Below are 12,192 nucleotides of genomic sequence, written 5' to 3'. Positions count from 1 at the left end.
CCTAAAGCTGACCCTCCATCTTCTCCCTGATGGCCTGAGCTCCGTAGTAATCGTCTCCCTTATATGGCATCCTGCCATCGGGTCCGTACATAAAAGATTCTACGCCCTTGTTCAGAATAAACACGAAATCTCCCGGCTCTGCCAGGGCAACGGCTCTGCGGATAGCTCTGATTCTGTTGCTTTCGGAGATGCACTTGTTCACATCCTTAATTCCAGTAAGAAGATCCACAACTATGTCGTCAGGATTCTCACTTCTCACATCATAAGTAGTGAGCACCACAAAATCCGCGAACTCTCCGGCAATTTCCGCCAGTTCCTTCCTCTTGCTGTGATCTCTTCCTCCCGGGGCTCCCGCTACTACGATGAGCCTTGACCCCTCAGGCATGAGGTTCCTCACTGCCGACAGAATCTGGTAATAGCCGTCAGGAGTGTGAGCGTAGTCTACGTACAGACTGAAATCCTGGCCTTCATCTACGGCCTGCATCCTTCCCGGGATCTGGTTGATGTGGGAAAAGCCCTCTGCAATGTCCTGAAGATCCATTCCCATCTGGTCCATGGCTGCCCCTGCGGCCAGCAGGTTGTATACATTGTAGCTGCCCATGAGATTGGTAGTCACCGGGCACACCTGATCTCCGTGACAGAGATTGAAACTTGTCTTTCCCACTTCGTAGACGATGTCCGAGGCTCTGTAATCCATCTCCGGATCAAAGGCATTGTCTGTCATGGCAGAAGCCGCTGTGGTCACCCCCGCTTCCTCAGCAGAAACATGGCTGACGGAACTGGCTGTGCCGTCGTAATACTTGTCCTTGAAGTCTCCGGAACCCGGCCTTGTCCAGTCTGCAGAAGCAGCCTGTGCCAGCCCCTTTCTGTCTTTCTCGTCCAGACCGTAAGTCACTATATTGGTGCAGGAGCAGGCGTCCCTCAGGCTGCCGAACTCCTGAATGTCTCTGTTCAGAACTGCAGTGCCATCCTTCTTCATGGACTGGAAAAACCTTTTCTTCGCGTTGAAATAGTTTTCCATAGTGCCGTAGTTATCCAGATGGTCCTGGGTGAAGTTAGTGAAAATTCCACAGTCGAAATCCACACAGTCTACCCTCCGCTGGGTAATTCCCTGGGCGCTTATTTCCATGGCCATAGCCTCTCCGCCCATTGATTTTACCTGGGCCAGAGATTCCTGGACTGTAAGAGCGTCAGGAGTTGTAAGAGACGCCTCTCTTATGGTCTTGCCATCCAGCGTGAGGCCGATGGTTCCCATGAACCCGCATTTTCTGTAAAGTGAAAAAACCTGGGATATGATCCGGGCAGTTGTGGTCTTGCCGTTGGTTCCTGTCACCCCGAACACCACCATGTCCCTGCTGGGGTCTCCAAAAAACTCCCTGGCTGCGTTATCAAGGGCCTCTACAGTATCATCCACTTTGATGTATTTGACTCCCGGTCTCTTCTCCATGGGCTCGTCGCTGTAAACAATTACAGCTGCCCCCTTGTCTGCGGCTGTTCCCGCATAGAGATGGCCATCTGTAACCGTGCCTTTTATACAGAAGAACGTATCCCCTGGTTCAACTTTTCTAGAATCAAAACATAGCTTCATTGTGATGTCCTTGTTTTATGAAAAAATAAGTTACGGTTTTCCCCAAGCTGCCGGCAATCCGGCACATTTTTGCTGAAGGGCTCTAGAAAGTGGCAACTTCCGGATCAGCAGCTTCACAAGATTCAACAGTCTTGCAATAAAGCACCGGTCCCTTCTCCCCGTAAACCTTGCTGTATTCCACTCTGACTTTTGCCTTGATCTTGATCCAGTCACCTGTGTGGAATTCTCCGCCGCCACTGTAATAGCACAGCAGTCCGGCAAATTGAATGTCCTCAACACAGCAGGTCATTACGTGGCGGCCGAAGGCGAACTGTCCTTCCAGCAGCTCGTCAGCCATGGCAACACGGCCTTTCACCGTTATGGTCTTTCCATCGTAGTCGCTGTCATTCTCGTTGATGTCCCTGTACCATTCAGCAAACCATTCATCTTTAATCTCGAACTGAGATGCCTCCTTGTCAAAAGGCAGAGGATCCTGAATGTCATCAGGTTCCATGTCGTATTTGCTGTACTCATATACTATCATGGATTTCCTGTTGGCTATTCTCACTTCCTTGTGGAAAGGCATTTTGTCGAAGCCCTTCTCACACCTGTTGAAAACTACCATTTCAGCAGTCTTCATCTTATCGAAGCAGAGCTGCCTCATGTTCTGATTGTACATCAGGAATGTTGTAGCATCAAAAAATGTCATCTCCTGAGCTATTATCCAGTTTCTCGGCATTGCCTGGAAAAATGACTGGAGCATCCACATTCCGTTGTACTCCACCATAACCCTGTCCGGCTTGTACAGCCTTACCAGTTCCCTCAGGTCGTCAGGGTTAAGCTCCTCTTCATCTTCGATGACATGGATGGCCACAGGATCGGCGAATTTCGATTCATCGTACTCCTGCTCTCCCTCTTCACACACCAGCAAAAGTGTGGTTTCTCCCCCGTTAAATTCCGGGGTTGAGAGAGTGTCCTGGATGAAGTCGGTTTTTCCTGAACCCAGGAAGCCGGTAAAAAGATATACCGGAATATCGTTGTTTTTGTTGTCTTCTATTCTCTTTGGCATTTGTTACACTCCAGGTGGATTAGTTGATTCCGAACAGTTCTTTGATTCTGTCCTGATCCAGGCCTGTTCCTATTACGCAGATCATTCCCGTTGTCTCTGGGGATCCCAGTCTTACCTCAGGCTCTCCCGGAACATAGTCGAACTCCAGCCAGCCTCCATCTGTTGAAGGAACAATGCCCTTGGCTCTCAGAACTGTTCCGCACTCTGCAAAGTTCTGCAGGGAGTCCAGGATCTCCATCAGCTGCTCAGCATCATACTTGTGAGCTGTCTGTATGCCGAACTCGTCGAAAACCTCATCGGCGTGATGGCCGTGGCCGTGATGATGGTGGTGATGGTGCTCTTCATGATCATGGTCATGGTGGTGATCTTCGTGGTCATGATGGTCATGATCGTGATGGTCATGGTCTTCATGATGGTGGTCGTGATCATGGTCTTCATGGTCATGATCTTCTTCATCATGGTGATGGTGCTCGGCTTCATGCTCAGCCTGCTCTCTGTATGCCTCTTCTCTCAGTCTGTCCAGCTCTGCAGAAAGGGTCTTCTTCTCTTCCATGATGTGGAGAATCTGCTTTCCATCCAGCTGATCCCAGTCTGTTGTCACGATATTGGCATCTTCGTTAAGCTCTCTCAGCATTGCCACTACCTGGTCCAGCTTCTCCTGGCTCATGCCCTGAACGTGGCTGAGGATAATGGAGCTGGCGTTCTCTACCTGGTTCTTGTAGAACTCGCCGAAGTTTTTCATGTACATCTTGCACTTCTTGGCGTCAACTACTGTTGTGAAACCGTTAAGCTGAATCTTGTCGTTGTGAAGATCCTGAACGGCAATAATGACGTCACTGAGTTTTCCTACTCCAGATGGCTCTATGAGGATCCTCTCAGGATCGTAGTCTCTGATAACCTGGTCCAGAGCCCTTCCAAAATCTCCCACCAGTGTGCAGCAGATGCATCCTGCGTTCATCTCATTTATCTGAATTCCAGTGTTCTTCAAGAAGCCCTTATCTACGCCTATCTCTCCGAACTCGTTTTCAATAAGAACTACCTTTTCCCCCTGGTAGGCTTCTGCTATCAGTTTCTTGATCAATGTTGTCTTTCCTGCTCCAAGGAAGCCGGAAAAAATATCTACCTTTGTCATTTCTTCTCTCCTTCTGATTGCTTTATATTGCAAGAATAACTCATGGCCGGCTCATACCTGTGGTACTTTTCTGAACCGTTCATGAGTTAATTGTGACTGTTTATTATTATCAGAACTGAAATGGTTTGTCAGATCAGTACTGATTGATTATATATTTGAAATCAGATAATTTCAATACTTCCAAGGTCTTTCACCCTATGTCCGGGGCCGGCCGGACCAGATTTCTATCTGGCCGGCAAACCGGCCTCACTTCCCCTGGAAGGAAAAAGCTTTTTTACATGAAGGGTCCTGAGGGCATTAAGCACTGCCAGCACCATTACGCCTACATCGGCAAAAATGGCCGCCCACATGCCTGCAAGGCCCAGAGCTCCCAGAACCAGGCAAGTCAGCTTTACGCCTATGGCAAAATATATGTTTTCATAGACGATTCTCAGAGTTTTCTTCGAAATGCTTATAGCCTGGGCGATCTGCCGCGGGTCGTCGTCCATAAGGACGATGTCTGCGGCTTCAATGGCTGCATCGGATCCCAGAGCGCCCATGGCAATGCCTACGTCTGCACGGGCCAGAACCGGCGCGTCGTTTACTCCGTCTCCGGTGAAAGCTACTTTTTCCCGGCCCTTCTCTGAAGCGATAAGCTCCTCTACTCTGGAAACCTTGTCTTCCGGCAGAAGGCCTCCGTGGTATTCAGTAATACCAAGTTCTTCTGCAACATGGCCGGCTGTTTCCGGCCTGTCTCCTGTAAGCATTACGGTTTTCGACACTCCCTGTGATGACAGAAGGCGGATGGCCTCCCGGGAAGTTTCCTTGATCACATCGCTGATAAGGATGTGGCCTGCATACTGCCTGTCTATAGCCACATATACTATTGTGCCCGGGTGGCTGCAGTCAGAGACCTTGATGCCCAGGGTTTCCATAAGCTTCCGGTTTCCTGCGGCTGCCTGGATTCCGTCTATTACTGCCGTAACTCCGCTGCCGCTGATTTCCTTTATATCACTGACGCGGCTCCTGTCAATTGAGCCTCCCAGCTCTTCATAGGCTTCCCTCAGGCTGCGGCTTATTGGATGTGATGAAGCACTTTCTGCAAGAGCTGCGTATTCCAGAATCCTGAGCCTCTTGCTGTCTCCCTTGCTGAGAGGCACTTCCTCTGGATCGTGAACCCCCTGAACCTTGAAAACTCCTTTTGTAAGAGTTCCTGTTTTGTCGAATACAACAGTCCTGACCTGAGCCAGGGTTTCCATGTAGCTTGATCCCTTGACCAGAACACCTGCCCTGCTGGCTCCCCCGATTCCTGCAAAAAATCCCAGAGGTATGCTTATTACCAGAGCGCACGGGCAGCTTATTACGAGGAAGGTAAGGGCTCTGTATATCCATACAGACCACTGAGGACTGAGGCCCATGGCCGCCATTCTTATTACAGGTGGCAACACTGCCAGGGCCAGGGCGCTGTATACTACTGCCGGTGTATATACCCGGGCAAAACGGGAAATGAAGTTTTCTGTCCGGGCTTTTCTTGAGCTGGCGTTTTCCACCAGGTCCAGGATCTTAGATACTGTTGAGTCTCCAAATTCCCGGGTTGTCTGAATCTTAAGGACGCCGGTCTGGTTTATGCATCCGCTGATTATTTCCTGTCCCGGGCTGATATTTCTCGGCACGCTTTCTCCTGTGAGAGCGCTGGTGTCAAGGGAAGATTCTCCTTCTTTGACTATGCCGTCAATAGGCACCTTCTCTCCAGGCTGAACTATTATGATTGACCCGGGCATTACATCGTCTGGATCTACCTGCTTCAGCTGTCCATCTTCCTCAATATTGGCATAATCGGGACGGATATCCATGAGCTGCGAAATATTCCTGCGGCTCTTTCCCAGGGCGTAGTTCTGAAACCACTCTCCTACCTGATAGAAAAGCATTACTGCAATGGCTTCTGTATATCCCTCATCTTTGTATACGGCAAGGGCCAGGGCGCCTATAGTAGCGACAGCCATCAGAAAGTTCTCGTCGAAGGCCCTGCCTTTTATGAGCCCCTTCCAGGCCTTTTTCAGAATGTCGTATCCAACAGTAAGGTAAGGGATCATGTATAACAAAAGCCCGGCAATTCCACGGACGTTAAGGGGAATCAGTATCCCTGTCATCACTGCAGCAGCAATTATTCTGATCAGGTTCTTTTTCTGTCTTTTATCCATTTCTGTTATCCATACTCTGCTTATATCCGAATTGTATATTCATTATCTCCTTGAATACTGCGATTAATGCAATACAATTCTTCTGGTATTATTTGTAAAAAATATCGCAGTCATCGTCTGCTTTCTTCCTGCAGTTCTCCAGTACTCTGTCCATTACTTCATTTCTTGTTTCCGGAGTAACTGTGTCTTCAAACTCCACGTTCATCTTCAGTGTCATAAAGTTGACCACTGCATTCTTCACACCTTCAACCTGGTTTGCAGCTTCTTCCATAAGGTTTGCGCAGTTGGCACAGTCAACGTAGATCTTGTAACTCTTTTTCATGATATTCTCCTCTGCAGTTCAAACTGCTGTTTAAACGATTAAGCATTTGTTTAATTGTTTAGCTGTATGATATACTGCTTAATAACATTTGGCAAGGGGTAACAGGTAAAAAAAATTTTTTCACACTGCCGCAGCCCAGGGCCCCTTCAAAAAGGAGTTTTTTCATGAAAGACACCAGAGATACCACCGGAAAAAGCAAGGTAAGCCAGGCTTCAATCGAAAGCACCACAAAAAAACTGCCCCACGACCATGGCCACGGCTCCAACGAAAATCAGCTTCAGGAGCACATGCCAAAGCAGTGGGAATTTGCTTACATCGCCAATATATACAAACAAATGGACGACGAGAAGCGGATAAAAATATTCTGGATTCTGTGCCACGTGGAGGAATGTGTTGCCAACCTTGCAGCCATGATGGACATGAGCAGCCCCGCCGTCTCTCACCACCTGTCTAAGCTGAAATCTGCGGGGCTGATTGTAAGCAAGCGGAACGGCAAAGAGGTTTACTACAGAGCTGCGGAAACCAAGGAAGCAGAGCTCCTTCACAAAATGATCGAAGCGCTGGTGGACATAAGCTGCCCCGTAAACATGGAGTGTGAATAAGCAGCAACTCCCCATAAAGTCTCTATGTATTAGTATTACAAGTATTAAGAGACTGTGGATTTGTCTGTATGAACTGACCCTGGAATTCAACTTCCGGGGTCAGTTCAAAGTCACAATCTCAAAACCACAGCCTCTACCAGCTTTTCCTTACAGATACCGTCAGCCTGTCAATACTCATTCCATTTTCCAGAGCTTTCCGGTATATCTCCGTGCATTTCCGCACCCTGGCAAAAAAACACCTGGCTTTTTCCTCCTGGCTATACACCTTCCAGGTCCCGCAGCACAAGTAGTTGCGCCCGTTGTTTTCTATGAACTGGCGGACGTCATAAGCCGGATACCCCAGGAAGATACCGATCTCGTGAGGGAATCCGCTGCTCTCCCGGAACCTCTCCCTAAGATGCTCCAGGGAATCACTCATGCCGGCGTCGACGTAACCGTAACGGAAAAGGAGCTCCCGCGCCTCCGGCTCCTCCAGGCACCTGGCAAGGCGGCTGGGGCGGTAGACGTAGATGAGCGCTGTGTTTTTCCGGGAAAAAAGTACTTCGGCTTTCACGCCCTTTGGCGACAGGCGTTGATTGAGCTGATCAAGCCTTTCTTCCAAACACAGGGGATCGGGACAGTCAGCATTGAAAATACCCGCAGTTCCCAGCCCTGCCAAAGTTGCAGCACAGTTTTTTACAATATTACACTCTAACGGGTCAACGTTCATAGACCTCCCTCAGCCATCCTTCCTGTTATTACTGCCAGTTTATTCTACAGAGCCGCCAGAGTTTTTCCCAGCTCCTGGCAATCAGCCTTTGCGCTGTCGTCTGGAGCATCGTTGCAGATAACCCCTTCTCCTCCAAGCACTTCAGCGCCTGCTTTTTCCATGCGTTCAGCCCAGTCTCTCATCCACTGGCCATCTCCCCAGCCATAAGAACCGAAGAGTCCCACCTTCTTTCCCTTAAGGAAACTCTCAAGGTCTGAGATAAAAGGTTCGAAGTCTCCTTCTTCTAGAACCTCGTCTCCCATGGCAGGGCAGCCCAGGGCAAAGGCTGGCTGTTCTGAAAGCTCAGCAGCACCTATTTCATCAACCCTTCTCAGCACAGCTTCCTTGCCGGCATCAGCAACCCCATCTGCCACAGCCTGTGCCATAGCCTCAGTATTTCCAGTCATTGACCAATATACAATATATACCTTGTCCATATTATTACCTCCTTAAGTGGAAAGTGTATGGGCGAAACCCTACTTGATTGAAGGTGGTTAGTTATATCTAACTCCCTTCCCCACTTAGTATACACAAAGATCTCTAACATGCAACAATAAAATTAAATGTATCTAACTTCCTTTTGACTGTTCAATTGACCAGGCGTCCCGTCACAATTCCTCCCACCCATTCCGCAAAAAAAAGATGTCAGCGCAAAACATTGCTGTTCCGCGCTGACATCTTTTTTACAAACCTTAATAATCTTCTCTATAGATCTACAGATCTTCCCCTGTCAGGAGCTTATAGGCTTCTTTGTATTTGGCAATAGTCTTGTCTATTACCTCCTGTGGCAGATTGTAGTCGCTGTCAGGATTTGCCTTCAGCCAATCTCTTACAAACTGCTTGTCATAGCTTGGCTGTGACTGGCCTTCCTTATATCCTTCCAGTGGCCAGAATCTTGAGCTGTCTGGAGTAAGCACTTCATCAGCAAGCACTACCTGTCCATTTTCATCTACACCGAATTCGAACTTGGTGTCTGCAATGATGATTCCCCTGGAGAGTGCATACTCTGCGCACTTCTTGTAGATAGCTATGGTGTAATCCCTGATTTTCTCTCCGTACTCTCTTCCCTTGCCAGGGAAGTACTTCTCAATCTCCTGGCAGCTTCTCTCAAAGCTGACGTTTTCGTCATGGTCGCCGATCTCTGCCTTTGTGCTTGGTGTGTAAATAGGCTCAGGAAGCTTCTGGGATTCCTTAAGTCCTTCAGGCAGCTTTATTCCGCAGACTTCCCCTGTCTTCTGGTAGCTTGCCCAGCCGCTTCCGGTAATGTATCCCCTTACAATACATTCTACTGGAAGCATTTCCAGCTTTCTGCACATCATGCTGTTTCCATCGAATTCCGGTTTTCTGAAGAATTCTGGCATGTCGTTCACATCAACTGAAATCATGTGATTTGGCACAATATCCTTGGTAAGGTCAAACCAGAACTTGGAAATCTGTGTGAGGACCTTGCCCTTCCCTGTTACTTTGTTCTTCAGAATATGGTCAAAAGCCGAAATTCTGTCTGTGGCAACCATGATCAGGCTGTCTCCGTTATCATATATCTCCCTGACTTTACCGGATTTAAATGGTGTATATTCCTTCATCTCTTCCTCCCGGCCCCGTGGGCTCTATAATAAATTCTGTTTATAATCTCTTGTCCGCCTGTACATTATACAACTCTCCAAAGATTCTGATTCTATTGACGAGATTTTTTCTTGTCTGCAGACTGCCGCAACAGGCTTCTCATGGGATTTTTCCGGTGTTTCACAATTATTCCTGCTTTAATGTTCGGCTTTTTCTACAAGCCTCTGCAAGATAAGTATAATATGGTGTAATATTGATACACAACAGGAAGATATTAAACATACTGAATTTTTAAACGAGGAAGTAATTTATGGATAAACAGCAGCTGCTTTCCGGCAGGGTCTCCGATCTGTCTCGTCAGTGCTGGAACGGGGACTACCTTACCCACACCAATTTTCTTTCTGCCTCTGAGCTGGCAGATTTTTTTCAGATGGCAGGGCATCAGCATTCTCCTGGTCTTTCCACATTTAACGGCACTCCCTACGTTGTCTACGGAGGCCGCAGCAACTTCGACCGGGGAATTGTTTTTTTCCTTCCCTCATATATGACCGCCTCCCAGCTTATCTCTGACGAAGCCTCGGGCCAGGGGGAAATACAGCTGGTTCTGGCGGAACCTGTAAATTCCAAATATGCGGATCCACTGACCCACCGGGATTACCTGGGGGCCATGATGAACCTGGGCATTGAGCGGAATCTCATTGGAGATATTCTGGTTGACTCTGAAACTGGCCGGGCCTGCATCTTCTGCACAGGAGAAGGAAGCCGGGTCATCGCCGGGGAGCTGGTGCAGGTGAAGCATACAACTATTAAATGCAGGATAATTCCTCCCGACCAGTGCGACATTGCAGAAAGCACCCGGAAAATTACCGGCACAGTAGCTTCCCTGCGGCTGGATTCCATACTCACCACCGTTTGGAACATGTCCAGGGGAAAGGCTCAGGCCCTGATTCAAGGGGAAAAAGTTACTGTCAACGGCCGGCTGATTACAAGTTCATCTTTCGAGCCAGGAGAAAATGACCGGATTTCCGTCAGGGGTTTTGGAAAATTTGTTTTTCTGGGCGTGGAAGGCAGCACCCGGAAGGGACGGCTGAAAGTGATTATCAGTCTTTTTATTTGATACTTTTTAAGTTTACTATTGCAAATTTCAATAGTACCCCTCTGGCAAATAAACTCCAGCAATTTGTTCATTTCTTAACGCAAAACTATAATTGTGCTGGTAAGTATTTGAAATCATCAGGAGGTACTTTTACATGGCTGATAATATGAAAATGTGGAAAGAACTTGGTATGGACGTTGAGCATCACGACGAGCTGTGCTCCGTTCTGCCTGCCGCTGTAGGGGATGTTTTCATGTCCCAGGAGAACAGGCCGGAAAAAATGGACTACTTTGACTTTGTCCTGGCGGATGTTCACGGGGTAAGACCGGCTGAACTTGTGGAGTTCAGGAAAAACGGCGGCAAGGTTTTCGGAACTTTCTGCACCTATGTTCCTGACGAAGTTATTCTGGCTGCAGGCGGAGTTGCAACAGGACTCTGTGCAGGATCCCAGTTCTGGGTACCTGGAGGAGAAAAGGTTCTGCCAGCCAATGTATGCCCTCTGATTAAGGCCAGCGTAGGTGCACGTCTGGACCGCACATGTCCTTTCTTCAGACTTGTGGACAGACTCATCGGCGAAACCACCTGCGACGGAAAGAAGAAGGCCTATGAGATTCTGGCCAAGGATGTTCCAATGACAGTAATGCAGATTCCTTCAATGAGAAGGCCTGAAGACATTGCTGCATGGTCTGAGGAGATCAAGAAGCTCATAAAGATTGTAGAAGCTGATACAGGAAACAAGGTCACAGCAGAGAACCTTGCTGAGAACATCAAGAAAATCAACGCAAAGAGAAAGGCTCTCATGCGTCTCTACGATACACGTAAGGCTCAGAACATTCCTATCAGCGGAACAGATACACTGCTCATCATGCAGATCGCATACTACGATGATCCTGTACGCTTCACTCAGATGGTCAACACCCTTTGTGACGAGCTGGAGAACAGAGTCAAAGACGGCGTAAGCGTATTCCCTGCAGGCACTAAGAGAATTCTCCTGTCCGGAACACCTCAGTCCATTCCTAACTGGAAGCTCCACAACATCATCGAGACTTCCGGCGGCGCAGTTGTATGCGAAGAGACCTGCACAGGAACAAGATACTTCGAGAATCTTGTGGACGAAGGTGGCTCCACCATCGATGAAATGTGCGACAACCTGGCTAAACGCTACATGGATATCCACTGTGCATGCTTCACTCCTAACGAGCACAGAATCGACGACGTCATCAGACTGGCCAAGGAATACCACGTTGACGGCGTAATCGATGCTCACCTGAAATTCTGCACCACCTACGATATTGAAAGCTACAACCTGCAGAATGCTCTTAAGGAAGCAGGCATCCCGGTTCTTTCTCTGGAAACAGACTACACAGAAAACGACACACAGCAGCTGAAAACAAGAATCGGAGCATTCATGGAGATCCTGGGATAGTTTCCCGGACATTCCCTTAAGGCCCGGGCGGCATCACCGCCCGGGCTGTTGTTTTCAGGCAAATAATATTGAAACTATTTGATATATGCAGATTTTCGGCGTATCATCAGTCTTGTTATGCCGGAACAGGAAGTATATAGAGGAACGGTTATGGTTGAGAAAAAAGAAGGAATCGAAGAAGCCTGGTATGCGGATAAAGAGCGGATCCCGGAGGACAACCTCCAGCCTGGCATGGAACACTATTACATGCTTTTTAACAACAGCAACGAAGCCTTCGCCATGCACCAGCAGATGAAGAAAAACCAGCTTGAAAGCCGCATATCCCCTACTCCGAGACAGCTCAGCATCTGCTGCGGAGTAACCCTTCTGGTAAAATACGAAGAGATCCCTGCCATCAGAGAACTTGCGGAAAAAGAAGGTCTCACCTATCTGGGGTTTCAGGGTCTTAACAACAAGTTTGACGGAAAGCGCCACAAATTCGCCTGAC

At 48.3% G+C, this 12,192-nt stretch carries 12 protein-coding genes; 4 read left to right on the top strand and 8 right to left on the bottom strand.

Annotation, left to right across the window (positions count from 1 at the left end):
* Position 1: 1 nt before the first annotated feature.
* The 5 genes from FYJ66_RS04410 to FYJ66_RS04390 all read right to left on the bottom strand — a co-directional run bounded on the left by FYJ66_RS04410 (position 2) and on the right by FYJ66_RS04390 (position 6,270).
* Complete coding sequence (locus FYJ66_RS04410) at positions 2–1,588, bottom strand: Mur ligase family protein (RefSeq protein WP_154572301.1); 1,587 nt, start codon at positions 1,586–1,588, stop codon at positions 2–4.
* A gap of 82 nt (positions 1,589–1,670) precedes the next feature.
* Positions 1,671–2,636 (bottom strand): TIGR03943 family putative permease subunit, encoded by a 966-nt coding sequence (locus FYJ66_RS04405; protein WP_154572300.1) that lies wholly within the window; start codon positions 2,634–2,636, stop codon positions 1,671–1,673.
* 19 nt (positions 2,637–2,655) lie between these two features.
* Positions 2,656–3,768 (bottom strand): CobW family GTP-binding protein, encoded by a 1,113-nt coding sequence (locus FYJ66_RS04400; protein ID WP_154572299.1) that lies wholly within the window; start codon positions 3,766–3,768, stop codon positions 2,656–2,658.
* Positions 3,769–3,992: 224 nt separating this feature from the next.
* Entirely contained in the window at positions 3,993–5,948 is a 1,956-nt protein-coding gene (locus FYJ66_RS04395; protein WP_154572298.1) for a heavy metal translocating P-type ATPase, read from the bottom strand.
* 88 nt (positions 5,949–6,036) lie between these two features.
* Entirely contained in the window at positions 6,037–6,270 is a 234-nt protein-coding gene (locus tag FYJ66_RS04390) for a cation transporter (protein ID WP_154572297.1), read from the bottom strand.
* A gap of 164 nt (positions 6,271–6,434) precedes the next feature.
* Here FYJ66_RS04390 and FYJ66_RS04385 point away from each other — a divergent pair, with 164 nt between their 5' ends.
* Positions 6,435–6,872 (top strand): ArsR/SmtB family transcription factor, encoded by a 438-nt coding sequence (locus tag FYJ66_RS04385; RefSeq protein WP_154572296.1) that lies wholly within the window; start codon positions 6,435–6,437, stop codon positions 6,870–6,872.
* A 133-nt stretch (positions 6,873–7,005) separates the two neighbouring features.
* Here the strand turns inward: FYJ66_RS04385 and FYJ66_RS04380 are convergent, their stop codons facing one another.
* The 3 genes from FYJ66_RS04380 to FYJ66_RS04370 all read right to left on the bottom strand — a co-directional run bounded on the left by FYJ66_RS04380 (position 7,006) and on the right by FYJ66_RS04370 (position 9,203).
* A complete protein-coding gene (locus tag FYJ66_RS04380) occupies positions 7,006–7,581 on the bottom strand; it encodes a DUF3793 family protein (RefSeq protein WP_154572295.1) in 576 nt (191 codons plus the stop codon).
* Between the two features lie 44 nt (positions 7,582–7,625).
* Complete coding sequence (locus FYJ66_RS04375; RefSeq protein ID WP_154572294.1) at positions 7,626–8,057, bottom strand: flavodoxin; 432 nt, start codon at positions 8,055–8,057, stop codon at positions 7,626–7,628.
* A gap of 276 nt (positions 8,058–8,333) precedes the next feature.
* Positions 8,334–9,203, bottom strand: coding sequence for a phosphoribosylaminoimidazolesuccinocarboxamide synthase (locus FYJ66_RS04370; RefSeq protein WP_154572293.1), 870 nt, complete (start codon positions 9,201–9,203; stop codon positions 8,334–8,336).
* 290 nt (positions 9,204–9,493) lie between these two features.
* Between FYJ66_RS04370 and FYJ66_RS04365 the strand changes: the two genes are divergently transcribed.
* The 3 genes from FYJ66_RS04365 to FYJ66_RS04355 all read left to right on the top strand — a co-directional run bounded on the left by FYJ66_RS04365 (position 9,494) and on the right by FYJ66_RS04355 (position 12,191).
* Positions 9,494–10,300, top strand: a complete 807-nt coding sequence (locus FYJ66_RS04365; RefSeq protein ID WP_154572292.1) for a YlmH/Sll1252 family protein — start codon at positions 9,494–9,496, stop codon at positions 10,298–10,300.
* A 133-nt stretch (positions 10,301–10,433) separates the two neighbouring features.
* Positions 10,434–11,705, top strand: coding sequence for a double-cubane-cluster-containing anaerobic reductase (locus FYJ66_RS04360; RefSeq protein WP_154572291.1), 1,272 nt, complete (start codon positions 10,434–10,436; stop codon positions 11,703–11,705).
* A 150-nt stretch (positions 11,706–11,855) separates the two neighbouring features.
* On the top strand, positions 11,856–12,191 hold the full coding sequence (locus FYJ66_RS04355; RefSeq protein ID WP_206156991.1) for a putative Se/S carrier protein: 336 nt from the start codon (positions 11,856–11,858) through the stop codon (positions 12,189–12,191).
* Position 12,192 lies beyond the last annotated feature (1 nt).

Source organism: Allobaileyella intestinalis, from assembly GCF_009695865.1.
GTDB lineage: Bacteria > Bacillota > Clostridia > Peptostreptococcales > Anaerovoracaceae > Allobaileyella > Allobaileyella intestinalis.
This window is presented reverse-complemented; position numbering and strand designations above follow the sequence as displayed.